This is a genomic window from Ewingella sp. AOP8-B2-18, from assembly GCF_052376015.1.
Taxonomy (GTDB): domain Bacteria; phylum Pseudomonadota; class Gammaproteobacteria; order Enterobacterales; family Enterobacteriaceae; genus Ewingella; species Ewingella allii.
Window position 1 is genome coordinate 369,674 of sequence record NZ_JBQSVB010000004.1, and the last position, 23,806, is coordinate 393,479.

Consider the following 23,806-nt stretch of genomic DNA (forward strand, 5'->3'; position numbering starts at 1 on the left):
GATAGGAAATAAAAGATGGGTCTGCTCATAAAAGCGCTGATTGGTGCGCTAATGGTCGTGGCAATAGGCTTATTGTCGAAAACCAAAAACTACTATATCGCAGGATTATTACCTCTATTTCCCACATTTGCGCTGATAGCCCACTATATTGTCGGCACTGAACGCAGCATTGAAGCGTTACGCACTACCATCATCTTCGGGCTGTGGGCCGTGATCCCTTACATGGTCTACCTGATTGCCCTCTATTTCTTCGTCGGCTCAATGAAACTGCCCTATGCCCTGCTCGGCGGCGTTTTGTGCTGGACGGTAGCCGCCTGGCTGTTGATCTCTCTTTGGACGCGTTTTCACAGCTGAGCCGCATTGCTTATTTACTTGTAGGAGTCATCACCATGTTAACGGTCTGGGGTCGTGAAAATTCGACCAATGTGAAGAAAGTGTTGTGGCTGTTGGATGAGCTTGGTGAGCAATATCAGCTGATCAACGCCGGTGGCCAATATGGCAAAAACACCGAAGCCAGTTTTCTGGCACTCAATCCCAATGGCTTAGTCCCTTGCTTGCAGGACGGCGACTTCGTGCTGTGGGAATCCAATGCCATTCTGCGCTATCTGGCGGAGCGCTCCGCGCAGCCTGAGTTCTGGGGGGCAAATGCCCAACAGCGCGCTTCTGCCGATAAATGGCTGGACTGGGCCAGCGGCACGCTGGCGATCCCCTTCAGGCAGGTCTATGTCAGCCTGATCCGCACGCCTGAAGCACAGCGCGATGCGCAGGTTATCGCTACCGGCATGGCGGCTTTTGAGAAGGCCTGGGCCACGCTCGACGAGGTGCTGGCGAAACAAAAATGGTTATCCGGGGAACAGTTTGGCTTGGGGGATATCCCGCTGGGCTGTTTAGCCTATGCGTGGTTCAATTTGGATATTGAGCGCCAAAAGCACCCACACGTTGAGCGCTGGTACCAACAGCTTTCTCAACGCGCGGCGTATCAGCAGCACGTGATGATCGCATTGACTTAATATGCTTCTGGCCGGAGACAGCTCCGGCCATTTTCGCCCTAGGCTCCCGGCGCAACCTTCAGCAACTTGCCATTACTTTCATCGGTCAACACGTAGATATAGCCATCTTCCCCCAGCCGCACCTCGCGAATACGCTCATTACGCTCGCTTAACAGACGCTCTTCCGCGATGATTTTGTTACCCTGTAACGTCAACCTAATCAAGGATTTCCCCGCCAACGCGCCAATAAATAGTGAGTGATCCCACTGCGGGAATTTAGACGCGTTGTAAAACGCCATGCCACTCAGCGCCGGCGATACCGGCCAATAGTAGAGCGGGTCCTCCGCCCCGTTAAGATGGGTTCCTTTGGCCTCGGGTATCGGCTGCCCTGAATAGTTTATGCCGTAGGTCGCCAGCGGCCAGCCGTAGTTTTTGCCTGCTTGCGGCAGATTGACTTCATCCCCGCCGCGCGGTCCGTGCTCTGTCTCCCACAGCGCGTGACTCCAGGGATTAATAGCTAAACCTTGCGCATTGCGATTGCCATAAGTCCAGATTTCCCCCTTGGCCGCTGGCTTATTCACCAAAGGATTATCTTGCGGAATGCCGCCTTCAGGGGTCAGGCGTAGGATTTTACCCTTGAGGCTATCGAGCCGCTGGGCCGACATCCGCTGGTTGTTATCTCCCGTCGACATGAAGATATTGCCCTGCGAATCAAAAGCCAGCCTGCCGCCGAGATTAATCCCGCTGCTCAACGCCGGTTGTTGCACAAAGATAGTTTTGAAGTCTTTCAGACCGCTGCCATCCTCGGCCAGACGCCCGTAGCCCAATGCCGCATTGGCCTGTCCCTTATCTCCCTGCTGCGCGAAGCTGAGGTAGACCCGGCGGCTACTGGCGAAATCAGGCGCCAGACGGACATCCCACAGCCCAGCCTGCCCTGCAACCCATACTTTTGGTAATCCTGCCAAAGGCTTAGATAAGCCTTTATTAGCCCGCCACAGCCTCAACTGCCCAGAACGCTCGGTGATTAATGCGGCCTGCTGGCCGGGCAAAAATGCCAAAGACCAAGGATGATCCAAGCCCGCTGCCAGCTCTTCAACCTTGGCGTTGGCTTCAGGGACCGACTCTGGGGATTTATCCACGGCAAAGGCGGGAGAGAGGAACAATGCGGCCAGCACGGACAGCGCTGTGGGGCGAAAAAGAGTATTCATCAGATCTCCATTCGATTATTTTTCGTCCGTTAAGAATAGAGCCAAATGCCATAAAGCTGGGCTTCCTCGCAGCAAAACAACGCAACTTTGCAAACCTAAGCCGTTTTTCTGTTGCCCGATCACAAAAATAAATAAACGTAATTTCAGAAGTAAATAACTCAATAGCCCATACCCGCGACAAGGATTAAAACTGCAAGCTCACATTGTTGATATGGACGTCTCGTTATGAGCTCTGAAGTGCGATCGGTTTCTGAGGTTCTTTCGGTAAAAGAAAAAGTGGGATACGGCTTAGGGGACGCGGCTAGCCACATTATTTTTGATAACGTCATGCTCTATATGATGTTTTTCTATACGGACATTTTCGGTATTCCCGCCGGATACGTGGGCACGCTGTTTTTGCTGGCCCGCGCGCTGGATGCGATTTCCGACCCCTGCATGGGGTTGCTGGCCGACAGAACCCGCACCCGCTGGGGGCAATTCCGCCCCTACGTGCTGTTCGGTGCTGTACCTTTCGGCATAGTGTGCGTGTTCGCCTACTCTTCTCCCGATCTCAGCATGACCGGAAAAATGGTCTATGCCGCAGTCACTTATACCTTGCTGACGCTGATGTACACGGTGGTTAATATTCCTTATTGCGCCCTTGGTGGCGTTATAACAGCCGATCCGACTCAACGTATTTCGTTGCAGTCCTATCGGTTCGTTTTAGCCACCGCCGGTGGCATGCTGAGCACCGTCTTAATGATGCCGCTGGTGCAATTGATCGGTGGCGAGGATAAGGCGCTCGGTTTTCAAGGCGGGATCGCGGTACTGGCGGTGGTGGCCATTGTTATGCTTGCCATATGCTTTGCGACCACCAAAGAGCGCGTCAGCGATGAAGGTAAACCGACCGGCACGATGCGCGAAGATCTCCGGGATATCTGGCATAACGATCAATGGCGCATTGTCGGCCTATTGACCATTCTCAACATCATGGCGGTAGCCGTTCGCGGCGGGGCCATGATGTATTACGTCACCTACATTCTGGGCAATCCAGTGCTCTTTGCCTGGTTCCTCGGAGCCTACTCGGTGGGCAACCTCTTCGGCAGCGCGCTGGCTAAACCTCTGACCGATTGGAAGTGTAAGGTCAGCGTCTTCTGGTGGACTAACGCCATTTTAGCAGTACTCAGTGCGGCCATGTTCTTCCTGCCGATTCACGCCAGCGTCACCATGTTTGCCTTCATCTTTGTGATTGGCGTATTCCACCAGTTGGTCACGCCGATTCAGTGGGTAATGATGTCTGACACCGTAGATTACGGTGAATGGAACGACGGTAAGCGCCTGACGGGGATCAGTTTTGCCGGGACGCTGTTTGTATTAAAACTCGGTTTAGCCCTTGCTGGCGCGCTCATCGGCTGGGTGTTGGCCGGTGCGGGATATCAGTCCGGCGCAGCAACCCAAAATGGCGGCACCCTCACCAGCATCATTGCTCTGTTTACTCTGGTTCCCGCCGCCTGTTATCTGCTAAGCGCCATTATCTGTAAACGCTTTTACATCCTGCGCACCCCACTCTTACGCCGCATTTTGGACGAAGTTGCCAGCGGTATTCGCCGTAATCAACGTGAATTTTTCAAGTAAGACATTAATCCACATTTTAAATTGGCTCAGGATCATGAGAGCAAGGAGAGTGAAAAATGAAAATCAGTGATGGTAACTGGTTAATTCAAGAGGGACTGGTCCTAACCCATCCACTGTATGTGTCGGAGGTCCAGTTTTCTGATCAAGAAATGACAGTATATGCCGCGCCGAGAGAAGCCAGTGAGCGAGCCAACCAGCTTGATACGGCGCTCTTTACGCTGCGTTTCTTCTCCCCGCAGCATGGCGTCATTGGGGTACGAATTACCCATTTTGATGGCGGTTTGGATCTCGGCCCGCAGTATCCGCTCAACGTCGAAACTCAGCACGACGTCAGGTTCGAAAACGGTGAGGAATATTGCGCGCTGCACAGCGGCGACCTCAGCGTGCGCGTGACCAAAGGCCCGCACTGGTCGCTGGACTTTCTGCGGCACGGCAAGCGCATCACCGGCAGCGTAGCCAAATCCAATGGCTATGTGCAGAACAACCGTGATGGCAAAAACTACATTATGGAGCGTCTGGATTTAGGCGTCGGCGAAACTGTCTATGGTCTGGGAGAACGCTTTACCGCACTGGTAAAGAATGGCCAGACGGTAGAAACCTGGAACCGCGATGGCGGCACAAGTACCGAGCAAGCCTACAAAAACATTCCCTTTTACCTCACTAATCGCGGGTATGGCGTGCTGGTGAACCACCCTGAAGCCGTCTCCTTTGAAGTCGCCTCCGAGAAAGTGTCGAAGGTGCAGTTCAGCGTGGAAAGCGAATACCTTGAATACCTGGTCATTGACGGTCCGACGCCCAAAAAAGTGTTAGACCGATATACTCGGCTCACCGGCCGACCAGCACTGCCTCCCGCCTGGTCATTCGGCTTATGGCTGACCACTTCGTTTACCACGAACTATAACGAAGAGACGGTGAATCGCTTTATTGACGGCATGGCTGAGCGTAACTTGCCGCTACACGTTTTCCATTTTGACTGCTTCTGGATGAAAGCCTTCCAATGGTGTGATTTTGAGTGGGATCCGCAAGTGTTCCCCGACCCACAGGGCATGCTCCGCCGGCTTAAAAATAAAGGATTAAAAATCTGCGTATGGATTAATCCCTATATCGGGCAGAAATCTCCTTTGTTTAAAGAAGGCAAAGAACGCGGCTATTTATTAAAACGCCCGGATGGGCGCGTGTGGCAATGGGACAAATGGCAGCCTGGTCAAGCCATTGTTGATTTCACGAACCCACAGGCTTGCACATGGTATGCCGGTCATCTAAAACGGCTCATCGACATGGGCGTAGACTGCTTCAAAACTGACTTTGGCGAGCGAATTCCCACGGACGTGGTGTGGCATGACGGCGGTGATCCGCAGAAAATGCACAACCACTATGCGTTTGTTTATAACCAACTGGTCTACGAAACATTACAAGACAAACTGGGCGCGTCGGAAGCCGTGCTTTTTGCACGTTCGGCCTCGGTAGGAGCGCAGCAATTCCCTGTTCACTGGGGCGGCGACTGTTACGCCACCTATGAATCCATGGCGGAAAGTTTACGCGGAGGGCTATCCATCGGCCTGTCCGGCTTTGGTTTCTGGAGTCATGACGTCGGCGGCTTTGAAAACACGGCTCCTGCACATATCTATAAGCGCTGGTGCGCCTTTGGCCTGCTGTCGAGCCATAGCCGGTTGCATGGCAGTAAGTCTTATCGTGTTCCCTGGGTTTATGATGAAGAGGCTTGCGACGTCTTGCGCCTGTTTACCGAACTCAAATGCAGACTGATGCCCTACCTTTATCCTGCCTCCACTCAGGCAGCAAACAATGGAACGCCAGTAATGCGCGCCATGATGCTAGAGTTCCCTGAGGATCCGGCCTGTGACTATCTCGATCGCCAATATATGCTCGGCGATGACTTGCTGGTCGCCCCGGTATTTAGTGAACAAGGAGAGGTTGATTTCTATCTGCCTTCGGGCCGTTGGACCCACTTGCTCTCTAACCAAGTGGCAGAAGGTAATCGCTGGCATCACCAGCAGCACGGCTTTGACAGCCTGCCGCTCTATGTGCGGCCTAATACGCTGCTGGCGTTAGGCAGTAATAATCAGAAGCCAGATTATGACTATAGCGTTGCGCCAGAATTCCACCTTTTCGAGCTGGATGAAGGTCACACCGCCGAAAGTAAGCTGACCGATATGCACGGCAATACGATTTTCACCCTCACGGCGACCCGCTCAGGTGAGCAGATAATCTTTACTGCTGAGGGTGAAGCTACAGACTGGAGTCTCTGTCTGCGTAATGTTCACAAGATTAGCTATGTTGAAAACTTCGCAACCAGCGAAAGTGATAAAGGCATCCTCTTTAAGCCGACAGAAAGTAATGCACCCTTGAGTATCAGGCTGTAAAAACCTGCATTAGAAGAACAGGAAGATAATTTTTTCGATAAATGATCGTTGCAAGAATTATCTTCCGCCACCCACTTCTTAGTCACCCCATATATAGTGCATAGACTGCTGTCATTAATAACAGGAAAGCAGATTTTAAGTTCTCTAAATGACTTAACTTCGCTAATACTTCTCTCATCGCTTTATTCTCTTGTGCATCATTGATTATTTTTGAGGAATATCCCATGAGAAAAGTATTGACCACTTTGCCCTGCTTATTCGGGCTAGCGGCTTTCCTCCCCGTGCCTGCTCTGGCGGCAGATTCTCAAATCGACGTTGATTGTAGTTTTAGCCATATGAAATCTGACGATCCGATTTTAATGTTCGGCAAACCTGGTATGGCGATGTCCCATGATTTTTTTGGCAATCGCTTTACTAACGCCTTTTCCACCGCCGATATCTTATTAACCAAGTCAGGCACGACTTGCAACAACGCGGCGGACAGCACCGCCTATTGGGTTCCCACCATGAAACTCCCCAATGGTGAGATCGTCCATCCGTCCTATATGAAGAACTACTATCAGGCCAATGATGTTATTAACAACCCGCTAACCCCCTATCCACACGGGCTGCAACTCTTAGCCGGTGACCACGATGGTACCGGCCCAAATCCGCATATTACTTTCTTATGTGCCAACGGTACTGGATACACCAACAAGGCAGACCAAATCTGCGGGCTGAGATCTGCCGGTGACGCCGTGCAATTAAATATCGGCATTGCTTTCCCCAACTGTTGGGATGGAAAAAATCTCAAAGCGGGTGCCGGCGTCATTAACGCAACTTATAGTACTAATAATCAATGCCCGACGGATTATCCGGTGAAACTCGCCACCGTCAATATGAACATCGCCTACGTCTTGCCACAAATTACTTCTCTGGATGTGAGTAAAATAGAGTTATCGATGGACCCTACAATAGTTGATGGCGTATTAACGCCTCGCTGGGGCAGCCCTTATACAGCTCACGGTGATTTTATGAATGCATGGACAGACCAAGCCGCAACATTCATGACCGAACGCTGTATGAATTATAAGATGGATTGTGGAAAGAATATTCCATATAGCTATACCGACGTGATTGAAGATACTTATATTAGTAATTTGGAAGATAGTGATAAAAACTTTAATGACCAAACTACTATGTTAATTCAAGACAACTGGAACCCTCCGGGTCGAGATGTGAATAAACAGAGTATGGCATTATTAAAATTCACTATTCCGCCACTCCCGAGCAATATGGAGGATTATCCGGGCGTAACCTTTACCTATAAAATTCGCGTCTGGGATGGCAATACCACCGACTCCGCAGTCAGAAATATCTTCTTCTATCCGACGGATCCTAATGCCTGGAGTGAAAAGAGCGTGACGTGGAACACTCGACCACCATTCAATTACACCGCCGATGGCAGTATGCAGCTGAACAATAACCAGCAGTTCCGTTATGTGACCGTAGACAAACCCGTCAGGGCCGCATTGGCGGCAGGTAAAACTGAAATTTCCTACATCGTAGGCGGTGAACGTCAGGGGAGAGTCATTTCGATGAGTAGCAAAGAAGGTGGGAAAAACGCCACATTAATGCTTGTCGGATATCAGGAAGTCAAAGAGCCATAAAAGGCCTGAGATTGATCAAGTTGTGATTTATGTTACCCCCGGTGCCCGGGGGCTTTTTTATGGCTCAATAAAGGACTTCGCCATGCTTATCACGATACTCTTTCGGCGTCATGTCATAGCCTTTTTTGAATACCGAGTAGAAATACTGCAATGACGGATAGCCACACATTTGCGAGATCTCATTGATAGATATTGAGGTTGCCGCCAGCAAGTTCCGCGCCCTATCCAGCTTTTCATCATGAATAATGCCATGAATAGTCTGGCCGGTTTCATCTTTAAAACGCTTTTCAAGGTTTGAGCGTGATATGCCAATTGCATCAAGCACCTGCTCAACCTTAATGCCTTTGCATGCGTGGTGGCGAATGTAATGCATAGCCTGGATCACGGCAGGGTCACGCAAAGAACGAAAATCGGTAGAGCGGCGCGCCATCACTTTTACCGGCGGAACCAAAATACGCTGCAACGGCAACTCTCGCTTATCCAACAGTTGGTGAAGTAACTTGGCCGCCCGGTAGCCCATCTGCCGCGTGCCTTGCACCACGGATGACAGCGCGACGCGCGACAGGTAACGGGTAAGCTCCTCATTATCTATGCCAATAACGCTCAGTTTTTCCGGCACCGCGATATCCAGATGTTCACACACCTGAAGCAGATGGCGAGCGCGTGCATCCGTCACGGCAATGATCCCCGTCTGCTGGGGCAAAGTTTGTATCCAGTCGGCCAGCCTGTTCTGCGCGTACTGCCAGTTCTCCGGCGCAGTTTCCATCCCTTGATAGACCACGCCCTGATATTGCTCTGCCGCAACCAGTTGGCGGAAGGCGTGTTCTCGCTCTTGGGCCCAGCGCTTGCCGCCGCTGCCGGGTAAGCCATAGAAGGCGAAACGGTTTATACCCTTCTCTTTCAAGTGCATAAACGCGGCTTCCACCAGCGCATAGTTGTCAGTCGCGATGTAGTGTACGGGGGGATAATCCTCCTCGCGGTGATAAGAACCGCCCACGCCCACCGTCGGCACATTGAGATTGTGCAGCATGTGCTCTATTTCACGATCGTCAAAATCGGCAATAACGCCATCACCCAGCCAATCTTTGATGTTATCGATACGACAACGGAAATCTTCTTCAATAAAGATATCCCAATCGCACTGTGACGCCTGTAAATACTCGCCGACGCCTTCGACCACCTGCCGGTCATAGACTTTATTAGCGTTGAATAGCAGTGTTATGCGAAAGCGCTTATCAAACATGCCGTTTCCATCTCAGCCAAAGATAGTTAAGAGAGGGCCCCAGCGTATAGAAACAGATGGGGCACAGTGAGTTAGCTCAATAACATGACCGCGACAAATCCGCGCCTTCGGCGTGAGAATTTGTGATGTTTACTGGATTTAATTGCCATTTGTCCCCTTTCAGATAAGCCGCCTCGTGAATAAGTCTCTTTATGCGCGCCGCTTGGTGGCCGAGTCCATCCATACTGCCAGCAGTAGAATCGCGCCCTTGACGATATATTGCCAGAAGGTGGGAACATCCAGCATGCTCATGCCGTTATCCAGTGAAGCCATAATGAAAGCTCCCATCACTGCCCCCGCGACGCTGCCCACCCCGCCAGCCAAGCTGGTTCCGCCAATAACGCAGGCAGCAATGGCATCCAGTTCGGCAATGTTACCCGCCGAAGGTGAACCCGCGCCAAGGCGTGAACTGAGAATCAAACCGGCAATCGCCACCATCAGGCCGTTAATAGCAAAGACCGCCAACTTGCTGCGCTCAACATTAACGCCGGAGAGTCTTGCAGCATCGATATTGCCACCGATAGCATAAATTCGCCGCCCAAAGGCCGTGCGCGAAGCCATAAACATCCCCCCCAGCATCAGCGCGACCAGAATCAACACCGGGGTCGGCACGCCACGATATTCATTCAACAGTAAGACTGCGCCCAGAGCGATCACCGCCGTCAGTGCCTGTCGGGTGACATCGTTTTTCGCCGCTGTCACCGGCAAACCGAGCGCTGCCCGCTGATTACGCTTACGCCACTGAAAACCAATAAATAGCACCAGTGCCACCACGCCAACTCCAAAACCCAGGCCATTTGACAGATAGCTTTGACCAATCAGCGACATTTGCGGCGTGGTCGGTGCTACCGTGGTCCCACTGGTGATACCAATTAAGATGCCACGGAATGCCAGCATCCCCGCTAGCGTGACAATAAACGATGGGACTTTGCGGTAGGCGACCCACCAGCCATTCCATGCACCAAGCAGCAATCCTAGTAGTAGCGTGACGACAATGGTTAACGGCAACGGCCATCCCAGCCAGACATCAAAAATGGCCGCCACGCCGCCGAGTAAGCCCATCATTGAGCCGACGGAGAGATCAATCTCCGCTGAGATAATGACGAACACCATTCCCACGGCCAAAATCCCGGTGATAGCTGTTTGGCGCAGCAGGTTGGAGATGTTACGTGAACTGATGTAGGCGCCATCGGTAGTGATTGAAAAGAACACAATAATCACCGCAATAGCGGCGAGCATGACATAGACCTGCAGGTTTATATTCTTAAGGCGATGCAGTGAAAACCCTGCTGATTGATTAGCCGTTTCGCCAGTGACTGGCGGGGATATTTTAGACATTAACTTCACTCCTTAAGGCGGCTTCCATCACTTGTTGCTGGGTCAAATTATGGTTATCCAGACAGGTCTTGCACTGGCCAAGATGCATCACCAGCACCCTGTCGCTTAACCCCAACACCTCTGGCAGTTCGGAAGAGATAACAATGATTGCCATACCCTCTGCCGCCAGTTGACCGATCAATTTATAAATCTCATGTTTTGCGCCGACATCGATACCGCGCGTCGGCTCATCGAGAATGAGGATTTTGGGGTTGAGTAACAGGCAGCGGGCCAAAATCGCTTTTTGCTGATTGCCGCCACTCAGACGACCAATTGCCAATTCGGAAGAGGAAGATTTGATGTTCAGTTGGCGCACCGACTGCCGGATGGTCTGCTGTTCATTGGCTTCGTGGATCACGCCGCCGCCGGTGAAATTATCCAGTGCCGCCAGAGTGATGTTGCTGCCTACCGCCATAACCGGCACGATGCCGTCGCGTTTGCGGTCTTCCGGCACCATGGCTAATCCCAGTCGCATCGCATCACGGCAGTTGTTGATGTGGGCAACCTTGCCGGCAATGGTCACTTCGCCCTGCCAGCGCCCCGGATAAACCCCAAATAGGCACTCCACTATTTCAGTACGTCCAGCCCCCACTAGCCCTGCAATGCCCAATACTTCTCCGGCATGCAGATGGAAACTGACGTTATCCACTCGCTTAATGTGACGGTTAATCGGATGCCAGGCGGTTAGCTGCGATACGCGCAGCACCTCTTTGCCAATCCGCCTCTGGCGCTCAGGGAAGAGTTCGGTCAACTCTCTGCCGACCATCATCGCAATAATCTCCTGCTCCGTGACTCCGGCTGCATCCCGCGTGGCAATATGTTGCCCATCACGGATGACGCAAAGCCTGTCGGAGATTGACCGCACCTCATTCAGTTTGTGCGAAATATAAATGCAAGCGATGTCGTGATTGCGTAAATCGCGGATGATATCTAATAGGATTTCCGTCTCACTCTCAGTGAGCGAGGCAGTTGGCTCATCCAGAACCAGCAGACGCACTTGCTTGTTGAGCGCCTTGGCAATTTCAACCAGTTGGCGCTGCCCAAGACCTAATTCTCCCACCAACGTATGAGGATCAATGTTTAATTTAACCTGGGCTAACATCCGCCGACAGCGTAAATACATCTGGTCGGTATCGAGGAAGCCGAACTTGCCCCACTCGTTACCAAGGAACATATTTTCCAGCACGCTCATCTGCTTCACTAGCGCTAATTCCTGATGGATAATCGCGATGCCTTTCTGTTCTGTCTCACGAATGCCTTTGGCTAATAGCGGCTCGCCGGAGAAATAGATCTCTCCCTCATAGCTACCATAAGGATAAATACCGCATAGCACTTTCATTAAGGTTGATTTTCCGGAACCATTTTCCCCACAAAGAGAAAGCACTTCGCCGGAATCTAGCTTAAGACTAATATTATCGACGGCTTTAACCTGACCAAATTTTTTGGTGATGTGTCGCATTTCCAGCAGACAGCTTTTTTCCGATAATACAGGCATGAGTTACCTCGCATTGCTCGGACATTCAGACAGTAAAACCGTCGAATGCCGAGCGAGTCCCATTGATGGCAAAAACCATTAACTCAATATCAATTAAGTTCCGACTTTTTATGGAAGCCATCGGCAATCACGGTTGAGTCGATATTTTCTTTATCAACTTGAATAGGGGTTAACAAATAGGAAGGCACCTCTTTCTTGCCATTACTTAAGGTGGCATTGGACGCCGGTTTCTCATCTTTGCCTAACTGAACGGCAATTTCAGCGGCCTTATCCGCTAACTTGGTGATAGGTTTATAAACCGTCATAGTTTGCGTGCCGGCTTGAATACGTTTTATCGCGGCAAGGTCGGCATCTTGACCTGAAATCGCTACTTTACCTGCCAGCCCCTGGGCAGAAAGCGCCTGAATAGCACCGCCTGCCGTGGCATCGTTAGAGGCTACAACGGCATCAATTTTATTGTTATTGGCAGTCAATGCGTTTTCCATAATTTTCAGCGCGTTTTCCGGTAGCCATCCATCTGCCCACTGGTCGCCAACAACCTTAATTTTACCCTCTTTGATTAATGGATTAAGCACCTTCATCTGCCCTGCACGGAACAGCTTGGCATTGTTATCGACAGGCGATCCTCCCATAAGGAAATAGTTACCTTGAGGCACTCGCTGGACCAGACTTTGTGCTTGCAGTTCACCCACTTTTTCATTATCAAACGAAATATAAAAATCGATATCAGCATTATTGATCATGCGATCATAAGCCAGAACCTTGATCCCTTCTCGCTTCGCCTCGGCAATAACATTACTCAATACTTCGCCGTTATAGGGAATAATCACTAAGACATCCACGCCGCGATTGATCATATTTTCAATCTGCGCCATCTGTGTTTCTTCATTACCATTGGCCGATTGTACAAAAACATCCGCACCCAATGTTTTCGCCTTGGCAACAAATATATCCCTATCTTTCTGCCAGCGTTCTAATCGTAAGTCATCGATAGCCATGCCAATTTTAATTTCTTTAGCGATACCAGCGTGGCTGATAAACAACATTGCGGCACAGGCTGTAAGTAAGATTTTTTTCATTTTCATCTTCTAAGACCTTTTTTATATCGAGGCTGAAAAGGAGAAGCTCTGGCTTAACCACCAAAGATTGCTCATCAATGAAGAGTTATTGTCGCCGTGGAATTGTTGTCTCTGACCCTCACTTCGGCAATTGCAGATTTTAATCGCCGCGTTATGTTTTTTAGTTTCTTTCCGAATGTTTGATGGATGTCATAGTTTTATGGTAAGGAGCTGCACTTCGCTCAATTTATTTACGTGACATCACGTAACTTCTGAAAATAAATCGTCCCGATCTGCTTATTTATGCGATCTACAGCACATTTAATAATTAAGTTAATTTGAGTGTGAAATAACGTAATTGTTAGCAAGGCGTTCAACTCCGAAGATTAAAACTCACTTCCCAGCCGATCTGGGCCAGTTTCCAAGGAGTTTTCAATGCACGCTTATTTCGACAAGCTTGACGCGGTTCGCTACGAGGGAATCAACAGCACCAATCCTTTGTCATTCCGCCATTACAATCCCAATGAAGTCATTTTGGGTAAAACCATGGCAGAACATCTAAGGTTTGCGGCCTGTTACTGGCATACCTTCTGCTGGAACGGCTCTGATATGTTCGGTCTGGGGGCATTTGACCGCCCTTGGCAGCAGCCGGGAGAGGCTCTGGAACTGGCAAAAGGCAAAGCAGACGTCGCTTTCGAATTTTTCCAAAAATTGAATGTTCCTTACTACTGTTTCCACGACGTGGATGTCTCCCCTGAAGGCGCGACCATCAAGGAGTATGCCCATAATCTCGCGGTGATGACTGACGTATTAGCCAGCAAACAGGAGAGCACCGGCGTTAAGCTACTGTGGGGAACCGCGAACTGCTTTTCTCATCCACGCTACGGCGCGGGGGCGGCGACCAACCCCGACCCAGAAGTGTTCGCTTGGGCAGCAACGCAGGTGTGCAATGCGATGGCAGCGACCCAAAAACTCGGGGGCGAAAACTATGTGCTTTGGGGGGGCCGCGAAGGCTATGAAACCCTGCTGAATACCGACTTACGCCAAGAGCGCGAGCAAATTGGCCGCTTTATGCAGCTGGTTGTTGAGCACAAACATAAAATCGGTTTTCAGGGCACGCTGCTTATTGAACCAAAACCGCAAGAGCCCACCAAGCATCAGTATGATTTTGACGTGGCGTCGGTGTATGGCTTCCTGAAACAGTTTGGTCTGGAGAAAGAGGTTAAAGTTAACGTGGAGGCCAACCACGCGACCCTTGCCGGCCACTCGTTCCATCATGAGATCGCCAATGCGATCGCGCTGGGAATTTTTGGCTCCGTTGATGCCAACCGCGGCGACCCACAGTCGGGCTGGGATACCGACCAATTCCCTAACAGCGTGGAAGAGAATGCGCTGGTCATGTACGAAATCATTAAGGCTGGCGGTTTTACCACCGGCGGCCTGAACTTTGATGCCAAAGTGCGTCGCCAAAGCAATGACAAATACGATCTGTTTTACGGTCATATTGGCGCGATGGACACCATGGCGCTCGCACTAAAAGTGGCGGCTAAAATGGTGGAAAGTCGCGAGTTGGACAAGCACGTCGCCCAGCGTTACGCCGGCTGGAATGCTGAGTTTGGTCAGCAAATTTTGCAGGGCAAGATGTCTCTTGAGGCCCTGTCCCAGTTTGCTCAGCAGCATAAGTTAGCTCCGGCTCATCAGAGTGGTCAACAAGAAAAACTAGAGAATCTCGTCAACCGCTATTTATTTGGCTAAGCCCCATAAGATATAAAATCTGCTTCGCCCGGCATGATAATTGCTGGGCGCTGAAGACTCATGCAGCAGCCTACAGGGAGAGAAGTGTTTATGTATCTCGGTATCGATCTTGGCACGTCGGGTGTCAAAGCCATCTTACTTAATGAACAAGGTCAGGTCGTGGCTACGCACACGGAACCTCTCCCCCTTTCCCGCCCTCACCCTTTGTGGTCGGAGCAAGATCCCGCCGACTGGTGGACAGCCACCGATAACTCACTTCTCGCGTTGGGGGCTGAACATAACCTTGCCACAGTTAAGGCCCTTGGGCTGACGGGGCAAATGCACGGCGCCACGCTGTTAGATCAGCAGGGGCAAGTGCTGCGTCCGGCCATTTTGTGGAACGACGGGCGTAGCGCCAAGCAGTGTCAGGGGCTTGAAAAGGCAGTGCCCAACTCGCGGGAAATCACGGGCAATATTATGATGCCGGGCTTTACCGCGCCGAAGTTGGCATGGGTCAAGCAATTTGAACCTGATATTTTCAGTCGCATCGACAAAGTGCTGCTGCCGAAAGACTATCTGCGTTGGCGCATGACCGGCGTGTTTGCCAGTGATATGTCAGATGCCGCAGGCACGATGTGGTTGAACGTCGCCAAACGAGACTGGAGCGATGAGATACTCGCCGCCTGTAGCCTTTCGCGCAAACATATGCCACGCCTGTTTGAAGGCAATCAGATCACAGGCGAGCTGAGTGCCGAATTGGCTCAGCGTTGGGGTATCGGACGCGTGCCGGTGGTCGCAGGCGGAGGAGATAACGCAGCCGGTGCGGTGGGCGTTGGCCTCTATCGGGCAGGCCAGGCGATGCTGTCACTCGGCACATCGGGCGTCTATTTTGCAGTTAGCGAAGGCTTCCTCAGTAATCCGCAGCAGGCGGTGCACAGCTTCTGTCACGCCTTGCCCAATAAATGGCATCTGATGTCGGTAATGCTGAGCGCCGCTTCTTGTCTGGACTGGGCGGTAAAGCTAACGGGGATGGACTCGGTAGCCAGTCTGCTTAAGCTGGTTGAAGAATCGACACCGGCCCAAAGCCCTGTCTGGTTCTTGCCCTATCTTTCTGGCGAGCGCACGCCGCACAATAATCCGAACGCTACCGGAACCCTGTTTGGCTTAACACATGAACACGGCCCGGCCGATATTGGTCGGGCCGTATTAGAAGGCGTAGGATTCGCCCTCGCAGAAGGTATGGATGCCCTTCACGCCACGGGCCTGAAACCTGATTCCATCACTCTTATAGGTGGTGGCGCACGCAGTGCCTATTGGCGGCAAATGCTGGCGGATATCAGCGGGCAGACGCTGGAGTATCGAACCGGCGGCGATGTTGGACCAGCCCTTGGTGCAGCGCGTTTGGCGCAGTTGGCGATGAACCCGGATAAGTCAATGGAAGAGCTGCTACCTGAGTTACCATTGGAACAAACGCATCGCCCTGACGGTGCAAAGCAGCAGTGCTATCTTGAACGACGAAAAATCTTCCACCAGCTTTATCAAAGCCTGCTGCCCTTAATGAAATGAGCCACCACGTGCCCTTTTACCGTTTCAAAGGGCACGCGGACGTTCTATCAACCACGTCAAAGCTGAGATAAAACTGCAAAGTTACCTTAGGTACGTTTCCAAAATGGCATACACTTCATGCATTAATTTCATACTCCTTTTTGTGGTGCAGATCACAGTTTAATTGTATGATGAATGCGTCACCTTACTGGGATGAAGGCTATGCGCGACGTATTAACTTTGCTTTTACAATATATAAGGTCATTTATTTTGATCTATGCCTGCTTATACGCTGGCATCGGAATTTCATCACTGCTGCCAATCAGCATTCCCGGCAGCATTATCGGCATGCTGATCCTTTTCTGCCTGCTTTCGACGCAAGTTTTGCCTTATCGCTGGGTGAAGCCGGGCTGTAATGTGCTCATTCGCTACATGGCCCTGCTCTTCGTACCCATCGGTGTCGGGGTGATGACCTATTACGATATGCTGCGCGCCCAGTTCGGCCCTCTGGTGGTTTCTTGTCTGGTCAGCACTTTAGTCGTACTGGTGATCACGGCTTACTGCTCGCACTTTATTCATCGTGAAAAGCCGCTGGATAATGACGCGGAGGAGAAATCATGATCGACATTCTCTGGTCGTTACCTTTAACGCTGCTGGTATTTTTCGCCACCCGCAAGCTGGCTATCAAGCTGAAACTTCCGCTGTTGAATCCGTTGCTGATGTCGATGGTGGTGATCATCCCACTACTGTTAGTGACCAACATTCCCTACGCCCGTTATTTTGCTGGCAGTAAGATTCTGAATGACCTGCTACAACCGGCGGTGGTGGCGCTGGCTTTCCCGCTGTATGAGCAGTTGCACCAGATACGCGCCCGCTGGAAGTCGATCATCAGCGTCTGTTTTATTGGCAGTATGGTGGCGATGACCAGCGGCACGGCGATAGCCTTATGGATGGGCGCGACGCCTGAGTTGGCCGCCTCAATATTACCAAAATCAGTGACCACGCCGATTGCCATGGCAACGGCTCACTCGATCAACGGCATCCCGGCGATTAGCGCAGTCTGCGTGATTTTCGTGGGTATTCTTGGCGCGGTGTTTGGTCACAGTATTTTGAATGTCCTGAAAATCACCACCAAAACCTCACGCGGTTTAGCCATGGGTACCGCCTCCCACGCCCTAGGCACGGCCCGCGCCGCAGAAGTTGATTTTCAAGAAGGTGCCTTTAGCTCGCTGGCACTGGTGATATGCGGGATCATGACGTCACTTATTGCACCTTTCCTGTTTCCGGTGCTGCTGGCAATGTTTGGGTAAAGCAGATCATTGGGTTTTGCTTTGCTCCCTCTCCTTTTTAAGGAGAGGGCTGGGGTGAGGTTTGCCTCATTGAGCACGATTTAAACCACTGCTCATCCCTGCCTTCTCCTCTGAGAGGAGAAGGAGCAAAGCAAAACCCCCACTGAAACGGCACGGTAGAAATGCCTCAAAACCGCAGTCAAAAATGGCGCTGAGCGAGAGGTTCGAGACCTATGGCTCGAAGCCCGTGGCGAAGGCACCGCCTAAGCGGCGGCATTTTGCGGTGGATAACGGAAATACCTGAAACACGTCCCCCCCAACGAGCGACAGCGCGCAGTAAAGAGCCGGGGAGTCTTGAGGGGCGCGGCGATAGGCGCCCCTCAAGGCCGGTGTGGCGGCAGCGCACGACCTTGACCTTACCCTTTAAGATGCAATTGAAAATAAAAAGTGTATGTCACCCTGCCCTTAGGCTGACAAAGTGACATACAAACTGAACGCACCCGGTTTAAGTACGCTCAGAAAAGGTGTAAATGAGAAGGAGCCAGCAGGCCCCTTTCAGTGAGACGTTTTAGACATGAATTCGCGGGAAATTAAGAATTCATTTGGAACAGCGACAGCCCTTGCATGCTGGTAAAGGTTTTGTATGACGCCTGTAATGCGACTTGCTGCAAGCTGTATTGCGAAATAGCCGCCGTCCAGTCGGTGCCGACCAGCGCGTTAAGCTTATCGCCGTTAATCAGTTTGGTGTCGTCGCCCATTGAATCCAGCTTATCCAACTCGTCCAGCTGAGTACCCAACTGAGAGCGCACGGACAGCACGTTGTTCAGCGAGTTCGACAGGCCGCGGTTGCTTTTGTCGATGGCTGCCGTGTAATCAGAAGGGCTAGCGAAATTAGCTTTTGGCGTTTTCAACGCGGCGATAGCGCCGTCGATGGTTTTGAAGATATCGGTCTGGCTTGGCGTGCCGTCCGGCTCTTTCACTGGGTTAGACGTCAGCGTGTTAAATACCTGCGTGCCGGTGTGGCTGATGGTCATGGTACGGCTGGCATCAACCTGCTGGGAAATCGCTTCATCCCCGCCGCTATAGGTCACTGCCCCCGTCGTTGCATCCACGCTGTACGGCGGCTTATCACTTTTGTAACCGCCAAAGATATAGCGCCCGTTACCGTCTGTGCTGTTCGCCATATTGACGATTTGGTCTTTGATACCCTGCAATTTGGTCGCCAATGACGCGCGGTCATCATCACTCAACGCACCGTCACCGGCGTTAACGATCAGGCTCTGCGCGCTCTGAATCGCGGTGGTGACGTTGTTCAGGATGTTCTCTTCCTGACTCATATTCTGGTTCGCGAAGGTACGCGCGATGGCGTATTGATCGTTCTGCGCCTGCGCCTGTTGAACCATAATCGCCTGCGAGGCGGCCAGCGGGTCATCCGACGGCTTGTTCACCCGATTGCCGGTAGAGAGCTGCACACCGGTATCCTGCCACAGCGACTGAGCATTCGAGACGCTGTTCATATTCTGCTGGTAAATCATGTTGGTACTAAGGCGCATGGCATCAGTTCCTTATCGAGTCGCGGTGAATGCGTTACAGGTTAATGATCGCATCGAAAATGGTTGATGCCGTCTTAATCACTTGCGCGTTAGCCAGATAATATTGCTGATAACGCTGCAAATCGCCGTATTCTTCGTCGGTGTTAACGCCCGAGATCGACTGCTGTTGCTGCTGCAAGTTGGTGACGATGTTGGTTTGCGCCGTGGTGTTGGTTTTCAAACTGGCAACCTGATTACCCACGCTGCTCACCAGGCTGGCATATGCGCCGGTCAGGGTTGATTTACCTTCCACCAGCTTGGCGGTTTGCAAATCCAACAGTTTCTGCGCGTTGGTGTTATCGCTGGCACCGGAATCTGTTTTACTGGCGGCGGCAATTTGCGAACCGTCGGTCAATGCCACATTCAGGCTGCTCGCGGCATTGCTTACCGTTTTCACCGTGATGCTGTCTTTTTCAGCCGGGGTGCCGGTGACATCAATCTTGATGCCGTCGAAGGTCATGGTAGTGACGTTATTGGCATCGGTGCTCTGCGTCGGGGTGATTTTTGCCCCATCGGAAGTGCGCGTTGCCGTCCACTTGCCACCTTCGTAGGACATCACATAATCGCTGGCTTTCACTGCGGTCGCGTCGGCGTAGGTCACCGTCATGTTAGCCGTGCCGGTGTTTTTGGTGTTCGAAATGGTCGACGGATTGCTGAAGTTGAAGAAGTTCGTCCCAGCGTTACCGGCCACGTCAAAACCAGCTTTGTTCACGCCGTTGAAGCTGCTGCCAATGGAGAGCGCCAACTGGCCCAGCTGGTTTATGGCCGGCTCAAGGTTGTCTTTACGGAAGGCCAGCACGCCGCCCAAGGCACCCGTGGTGATGCGGCTTTCGCTAACCTGGGTCACGCTGCCATCTGGCTGAGTCATGCCTACAGTCAGTTTGCTCGGATCAGCGCTGGACGGCGTAGCCACTACGGTACGGGTATCGCTGCCCTGCACTAATGGCACGCCGTTGGCGAAGGAGACGTTATAGGCGTCGCCGTCTTGCTGAGTCACGGTTACACCGGCGATATCATTCAGTTTGCTGACCATCTCATCGCGTTGGTCCAGCAGCGCGTTTGGCTCCTGCCCGGTGCTGCCGCGCGTGGCGGTGATCTGCTGGTTCAGCTTGGCGATTTGTGAAGCATAGTTATTGATTTGGTTCACATTATCGGTGATTTGCTGGTTAATGCCGGTATTCATATCAGCGAGGTATTTTGCCGCGCTGTTGAACTGTGCCGCCATCCCCTGCGCTTGCCCCAAAACGGCCTGACGTGACGCGCTGTCACCGGCGTTGCTGGTCAGGGTTTGCAGACTTTTGAAGAAGTTCTGCATGGTGCTCGATAAGTTGGTGGTGCTGTTCGACAGCAGATTATCAATTTGGCTCGCCTGAGCGTACTGAGTGCCCAGCGCGCTATTGATGGTGCTGGCGCCTAGTAACTGGTTGGAAACAAAGGCGTTATATTCACGGTTGATGCTGCTGACGTTAACGCCGTTGCCGATGTAACCCGCCGCCGTGCTATTGCCGTTGCTCTGAACAATGATCGCGGTCTGGCGGTTGTAGCCCGCCACGCTGACGTTGGCGATGTTGTTACTCACCGTGCTCAGTGCAGCCTGAGCCGCATTCAGTCCGCTCATTGCGGTATTAATTAAGCCATTTGAGGACATGAGTGACCCTTCTGCTCCCGGAACCAGCCCGGCGAATGATATAAAATCAAAGTGTTATGGAAATCGGGATTCGCGCCCTTTTTCCGCTCTGAAAGAGTTATCGGCTAATGCCTTGAGAACTTGAGACGTAAAAGACAGTTTTTTCAGAAAATTTTGCTGAGATCCGTGCTGTAGGCTTTGACCGCCTGTGCGCCGGCCCCTTTGATTTTCTGGATAACATTCACCAGCTTAGCGGCGTAGTTAGGATCGGTGGCATAACCGGCTGCTTGCAGCGCGTGGGCCGCCTGTTCCGGCGTGTTGGCGGCCGCCACGTGGGCATAGCGCGGGTTGTTGGTCAGCAATTTCACGTAATCGCTGATGGCTTCGACATAGGAGCCATAGACGCGGAAGCTGGCCTGCACCTTCTTCGCCACGCCGTTGGTGTATTCGGTGGTGGTGATTTGCGTGGTTGGCCCGGTCCAGTTGCCGCCCGCCTTAATACCAAACAGGTTATAGCTCTGCTTGCCGTCGGTGGTTGGGATCTCGCGCTGGCCCCAGCCGGATTCCAGTGCGGCCTGCGCCATGATCAGCTGGTGCGAAATGCCACTTTCCTGACTGGCGACCTGCGCCGGAATGCTCAGGCGCGACACAAACTGGCCGCTGTCCTGCGGCAACGGTGCGCCGCCCAACGTGCGGTCCGGCGCGTTAGGAATGGCTTTGCGGATCATCTGCTCCATTGCCTGAAGCGGCATGGTGCTCAGTACTTCGTTGTCCAGCGCCATTGGCACCGTACCCGCCTTCTCGGAGGGCTCGGGATTACCGCCAGTGAGCTGTTTCACCATCATATCGGCCATGCCCAGCCCTTTAGCCGACATGTCCTGCGCAATTTGCTGATCGTACATCGATGTATAAAGACGGGTTTGGTCACTGCTCAGCAGGCCGTCCTGCGGCAGTGCGGAACGCATGCTTTTCAGCATCATCTGCACGAAAACGCCTTCGAACTGCTTCGCCACTTCCCTGACCTGCCCTTGCGGATCGTTCTTGGCCGCTACCTTCAGTTTATTCAGCGACTGCGCGTCATACGCAGCGCCGGACATCGACATAAGATCGCTCATTAGATGATTTCCAAATCAGCGCGCAGGCAACCTGCGGTTTTCATGGCTTGCAGAATTGACATCAGGTCAATCGGCGTCGCACCCAGCGCATTCAACGTGCGCACCACATTGTTCAGGCTGGCGCTTGACTGCACTTGCTGCAAGGCCCCGCCCGACTGGCGCACGGAAATATTGGTGTTTGGCGTCACCACGGTTTGGCCGCCGCCAAATGGCGTGTTTGGTTGGGAAACGTCGTTCTGTCTGTCGACTACCACGGACAAGTTACCCTGCGCCACGGCGCAAGAGTCCAGCGTCACGTCGCGGTTCATCACTACCGAGCCAGTACGCGAGTTGATGATCACCTTGGCATCCATCGGGCCTACGGTCACTTCAACGTTCTGGATCTGGGCCAAAATGCGCACCTGCGAGCTATTGCCGCGTGGCACCATCACCTGAATGTTACGGGCATCCAGCGCGGTCGCCGTGCCCATGCTGCCCTGACGGTTAATGGCGTCGGTCACCTGTTGAGCCAGGTTGAAATCTTCATCATTGAGTTGAAGATTGATCACCCCTTCGGTGCCGAAGGTGCTTGGAAGTTCGCGTTCAATGGTCGCCCCGCCGGTAATACGGCCGCCGGAGAGCTGGTTAACCGTCACGCTGCTGCCACCTGCCGAGGCTCCGGCGCCGCCCACCAGCACGTTACCCTGTGCCAGTGCGTAAACTTGGTTGTCTACCCCTTTCATGGGAGTCATCAGCAGGGTGCCGCCGCGAATACTTTTGGCATTACCCATGGATGACACCACCACGTCGATGGCCTGTCCGCTGCGAGCGAACGGCGGCATCTTGGCGGTAACCATGACCGCCGCCACGTTTTTCAGCTGCATGTTAGTGCCGGGTGGCACGGTGATCCCCAACTGGGAAAGCATGTTAGTCAGCGTCTGGGTGGTAAATGGCGTTTGGGTGGTCTGGTCACCAGTGCCGTCGAGGCCAACCACCAAGCCGTAGCCGATCAGGGCGTTATCACGCACGCCCTGAATGGTCGCCAGATCGCGAATTCTTTGCGCCGAAGCCGGCAGCGCGGCCGCCGCGCAGAGCGTAATACAGAGTAAGCCGGAAATTAGTTTTCGCATGAGTGCCTCATTAGTACGGCGATACATTTAGGAAGAACCGCTGCAACCAGCCCATGTTCTGCGCTTCATTGATGTAGCCGTTACCCACATATTCGATTCGGGCGTCCGCCACCTGCGTGGAAACCACGCTGTTGGAGCCGCTGATGGTGCGCGGGTTCACCACGCCGGAGAACCGGATAAATTCGGTGCCCTGGTTAATTTCAATCTGCTTCTCACCAACCACGCGCAGGTTGCCGTTGGCCAGCACTTCGCTAACCGTGACGGTCAAGGTGCCGCTGAAGGTGTTGTTCGCCGCCGCGCCGCCTTTGCCGCCGAAGGTGTTATCGCCGGAGATATCCATATCGGCGCGGGCATTGCCGAGCAGGCCTTCCAGATAACGCGGCGCGGTCGCCACGCCAAACTTGCTTGAGCCATTACGGCTGGCGTTGGCGGAGGAGCTTTTGCTGGCACTGACGTTTTCTTGCAGTACAAGCGTCAAGGTATCGCCGACGTTACGCGGTCGACGGTCTTCAAACAGGGGCTGATAGCCATAGTTCATCGGCTGAACGGATTGGAAAATCGAACCGTTCGGAACCGGTGGTGCCGCAGGAGCAGGTTGAGCCGTGGTGGCGCCTTCGACCAAGGGTTTATGCGGCATGTACGCGCACCCGTTGAGCAATAAGGTCACTAATAGCGGCAGAGCCAACACGCCATGTCGGTGAAAATGTGCACTGTTTACCGACGTTAATTTCATGGTCACCAC

General features: G+C 52.5%; 19 protein-coding genes. 9 read left to right on the forward strand and 10 right to left on the reverse strand.

The features are described from left to right. Positions 1–15: 15 nt before the first annotated feature. Both ACT3RR_RS11465 and ACT3RR_RS11470 read left to right on the forward strand, forming a co-directional pair. The gene (locus ACT3RR_RS11465) at positions 16–354 is read left to right on the forward strand and encodes a GlpM family protein (protein ID WP_486029650.1); all 339 of its coding nucleotides are present in this window, start codon (positions 16–18) and stop codon (positions 352–354) included. A 35-nt stretch (positions 355–389) separates the two neighbouring features. Continuing rightward, positions 390–1,010 (forward strand): glutathione S-transferase family protein, encoded by a 621-nt coding sequence (locus ACT3RR_RS11470; RefSeq protein WP_496200351.1) that lies wholly within the window; start codon positions 390–392, stop codon positions 1,008–1,010. 38 nt (positions 1,011–1,048) lie between these two features. On the opposite strand, the gene ACT3RR_RS11475 is transcribed toward ACT3RR_RS11470, so the two are convergent. Then, the gene (locus ACT3RR_RS11475; RefSeq protein WP_496200352.1) at positions 1,049–2,197 is read right to left on the reverse strand and encodes a PQQ-dependent sugar dehydrogenase; all 1,149 of its coding nucleotides are present in this window, start codon (positions 2,195–2,197) and stop codon (positions 1,049–1,051) included. A gap of 225 nt (positions 2,198–2,422) precedes the next feature. Between ACT3RR_RS11475 and ACT3RR_RS11480 the strand changes: the two genes are divergently transcribed. From ACT3RR_RS11480 to ACT3RR_RS11490, 3 genes are all read left to right on the forward strand, one after another. Then, positions 2,423–3,811 (forward strand): glycoside-pentoside-hexuronide family transporter, encoded by a 1,389-nt coding sequence (locus ACT3RR_RS11480; RefSeq protein WP_496200353.1) that lies wholly within the window; start codon positions 2,423–2,425, stop codon positions 3,809–3,811. A gap of 56 nt (positions 3,812–3,867) precedes the next feature. Further along, positions 3,868–6,192: an alpha-xylosidase gene (gene yicI / locus ACT3RR_RS11485; protein WP_496200354.1), complete on the forward strand. Its 2,325-nt coding sequence runs from the start codon at positions 3,868–3,870 to the stop codon at positions 6,190–6,192. A 224-nt stretch (positions 6,193–6,416) separates the two neighbouring features. After that, entirely contained in the window at positions 6,417–7,841 is a 1,425-nt protein-coding gene (locus ACT3RR_RS11490) for a CBM96 family carbohydrate-binding protein (RefSeq protein WP_485900324.1), read from the forward strand. Between the two features lie 64 nt (positions 7,842–7,905). Here the strand turns inward: ACT3RR_RS11490 and xylR are convergent, their stop codons facing one another. The 4 genes from xylR to xylF all read right to left on the reverse strand — a co-directional run bounded on the left by xylR (position 7,906) and on the right by xylF (position 13,080). Continuing rightward, positions 7,906–9,084 carry a D-xylose utilization transcriptional activator XylR gene (xylR, locus tag ACT3RR_RS11495; RefSeq protein WP_353501881.1) on the reverse strand — a complete coding sequence of 393 codons (1,179 nt, stop codon included), beginning with the start codon at positions 9,082–9,084 and terminating at the stop codon, positions 7,906–7,908. Positions 9,085–9,273: 189 nt separating this feature from the next. Beyond that, positions 9,274–10,461 (reverse strand): sugar ABC transporter permease, encoded by a 1,188-nt coding sequence (locus tag ACT3RR_RS11500; protein ID WP_353501880.1) that lies wholly within the window; start codon positions 10,459–10,461, stop codon positions 9,274–9,276. After that, the gene (locus ACT3RR_RS11505) at positions 10,454–11,995 is read right to left on the reverse strand and encodes a xylose ABC transporter ATP-binding protein (protein ID WP_496200355.1); all 1,542 of its coding nucleotides are present in this window, start codon (positions 11,993–11,995) and stop codon (positions 10,454–10,456) included. Before ACT3RR_RS11505 ends, ACT3RR_RS11500 begins: the two co-directional genes overlap by 8 nt. A gap of 89 nt (positions 11,996–12,084) precedes the next feature. After that, positions 12,085–13,080 (reverse strand): D-xylose ABC transporter substrate-binding protein, encoded by a 996-nt coding sequence (gene xylF, locus ACT3RR_RS11510; protein ID WP_353501878.1) that lies wholly within the window; start codon positions 13,078–13,080, stop codon positions 12,085–12,087. Positions 13,081–13,488: 408 nt separating this feature from the next. On the opposite strand from xylF, the gene xylA reads away from it, so the two are divergent. From xylA to ACT3RR_RS11530, 4 genes are all read left to right on the forward strand, one after another. Continuing rightward, complete coding sequence (gene xylA / locus ACT3RR_RS11515; protein WP_496200356.1) at positions 13,489–14,808, forward strand: xylose isomerase; 1,320 nt, start codon at positions 13,489–13,491, stop codon at positions 14,806–14,808. A gap of 90 nt (positions 14,809–14,898) precedes the next feature. Further along, complete coding sequence (gene xylB / locus ACT3RR_RS11520) at positions 14,899–16,353, forward strand: xylulokinase (protein WP_496200369.1); 1,455 nt, start codon at positions 14,899–14,901, stop codon at positions 16,351–16,353. Positions 16,354–16,554: 201 nt separating this feature from the next. After that, positions 16,555–16,953: a CidA/LrgA family protein gene (locus tag ACT3RR_RS11525; protein WP_353501876.1), complete on the forward strand. Its 399-nt coding sequence runs from the start codon at positions 16,555–16,557 to the stop codon at positions 16,951–16,953. Then, positions 16,950–17,642: a CidB/LrgB family autolysis modulator gene (locus ACT3RR_RS11530; protein WP_396130877.1), complete on the forward strand. Its 693-nt coding sequence runs from the start codon at positions 16,950–16,952 to the stop codon at positions 17,640–17,642. The genes ACT3RR_RS11525 and ACT3RR_RS11530 overlap by 4 nt, the downstream gene beginning before the upstream one ends. Before the next feature lie 569 nt (positions 17,643–18,211). Here ACT3RR_RS11530 and flgL read toward each other — a convergent pair. The 5 genes from flgL to ACT3RR_RS11555 form a co-directional block, all read right to left on the reverse strand. Next, positions 18,212–19,174, reverse strand: coding sequence for a flagellar hook-associated protein FlgL (gene flgL, locus ACT3RR_RS11535; protein WP_486029670.1), 963 nt, complete (start codon positions 19,172–19,174; stop codon positions 18,212–18,214). Between the two features lie 34 nt (positions 19,175–19,208). After that, complete coding sequence (flgK, locus tag ACT3RR_RS11540) at positions 19,209–20,861, reverse strand: flagellar hook-associated protein FlgK (protein ID WP_396130879.1); 1,653 nt, start codon at positions 20,859–20,861, stop codon at positions 19,209–19,211. Positions 20,862–21,004: 143 nt separating this feature from the next. Beyond that, positions 21,005–21,955: a flagellar assembly peptidoglycan hydrolase FlgJ gene (gene flgJ, locus ACT3RR_RS11545; protein ID WP_486029673.1), complete on the reverse strand. Its 951-nt coding sequence runs from the start codon at positions 21,953–21,955 to the stop codon at positions 21,005–21,007. Next, positions 21,955–23,064, reverse strand: a complete 1,110-nt coding sequence (locus ACT3RR_RS11550; protein ID WP_353501872.1) for a flagellar basal body P-ring protein FlgI — start codon at positions 23,062–23,064, stop codon at positions 21,955–21,957. Before ACT3RR_RS11550 ends, flgJ begins: the two co-directional genes overlap by 1 nt. A gap of 10 nt (positions 23,065–23,074) precedes the next feature. After that, positions 23,075–23,797: a flagellar basal body L-ring protein FlgH gene (locus ACT3RR_RS11555; RefSeq protein ID WP_084674068.1), complete on the reverse strand. Its 723-nt coding sequence runs from the start codon at positions 23,795–23,797 to the stop codon at positions 23,075–23,077. Positions 23,798–23,806: the final 9 nt, after the last annotated feature.

Bases quoted from the DNA above. Each gene is read 5' to 3' on its own strand.
- ACT3RR_RS11525 (WP_353501876.1), top strand. From the start codon at position 16,555: ATGCGCGACGTATTAACTTTGCTTTTACAATATATAAGGTCATTTATT.
- ACT3RR_RS11500 (WP_353501880.1), bottom strand. From the start codon at position 10,461: ATGTCTAAAATATCCCCGCCAGTCACTGGCGAAACGGCTAATCAATCA.
- ACT3RR_RS11480 (WP_496200353.1), top strand. From the start codon at position 2,423: ATGAGCTCTGAAGTGCGATCGGTTTCTGAGGTTCTTTCGGTAAAAGAA.
- ACT3RR_RS11490 (WP_485900324.1), top strand. From the start codon at position 6,417: ATGAGAAAAGTATTGACCACTTTGCCCTGCTTATTCGGGCTAGCGGCT.
- xylB (WP_496200369.1), top strand. From the start codon at position 14,899: ATGTATCTCGGTATCGATCTTGGCACGTCGGGTGTCAAAGCCATCTTA.
- ACT3RR_RS11505 (WP_496200355.1), bottom strand. From the start codon at position 11,995: ATGCCTGTATTATCGGAAAAAAGCTGTCTGCTGGAAATGCGACACATC.
- flgL (WP_486029670.1), bottom strand. From the start codon at position 19,174: ATGCGCCTTAGTACCAACATGATTTACCAGCAGAATATGAACAGCGTC.
- ACT3RR_RS11475 (WP_496200352.1), bottom strand. From the start codon at position 2,197: ATGAATACTCTTTTTCGCCCCACAGCGCTGTCCGTGCTGGCCGCATTG.
- xylA (WP_496200356.1), top strand. From the start codon at position 13,489: ATGCACGCTTATTTCGACAAGCTTGACGCGGTTCGCTACGAGGGAATC.
- xylR (WP_353501881.1), bottom strand. From the start codon at position 9,084: ATGTTTGATAAGCGCTTTCGCATAACACTGCTATTCAACGCTAATAAA.
- ACT3RR_RS11470 (WP_496200351.1), top strand. From the start codon at position 390: ATGTTAACGGTCTGGGGTCGTGAAAATTCGACCAATGTGAAGAAAGTG.
- flgK (WP_396130879.1), bottom strand. From the start codon at position 20,861: ATGTCCTCAAATGGCTTAATTAATACCGCAATGAGCGGACTGAATGCG.
- ACT3RR_RS11550 (WP_353501872.1), bottom strand. From the start codon at position 23,064: ATGCGAAAACTAATTTCCGGCTTACTCTGTATTACGCTCTGCGCGGCG.
- yicI (WP_496200354.1), top strand. From the start codon at position 3,868: ATGAAAATCAGTGATGGTAACTGGTTAATTCAAGAGGGACTGGTCCTA.
- ACT3RR_RS11555 (WP_084674068.1), bottom strand. From the start codon at position 23,797: ATGAAATTAACGTCGGTAAACAGTGCACATTTTCACCGACATGGCGTG.
- xylF (WP_353501878.1), bottom strand. From the start codon at position 13,080: ATGAAAATGAAAAAAATCTTACTTACAGCCTGTGCCGCAATGTTGTTT.
- flgJ (WP_486029673.1), bottom strand. From the start codon at position 21,955: ATGAGCGATCTTATGTCGATGTCCGGCGCTGCGTATGACGCGCAGTCG.
- ACT3RR_RS11465 (WP_486029650.1), top strand. From the start codon at position 16: ATGGGTCTGCTCATAAAAGCGCTGATTGGTGCGCTAATGGTCGTGGCA.
- ACT3RR_RS11530 (WP_396130877.1), top strand. From the start codon at position 16,950: ATGATCGACATTCTCTGGTCGTTACCTTTAACGCTGCTGGTATTTTTC.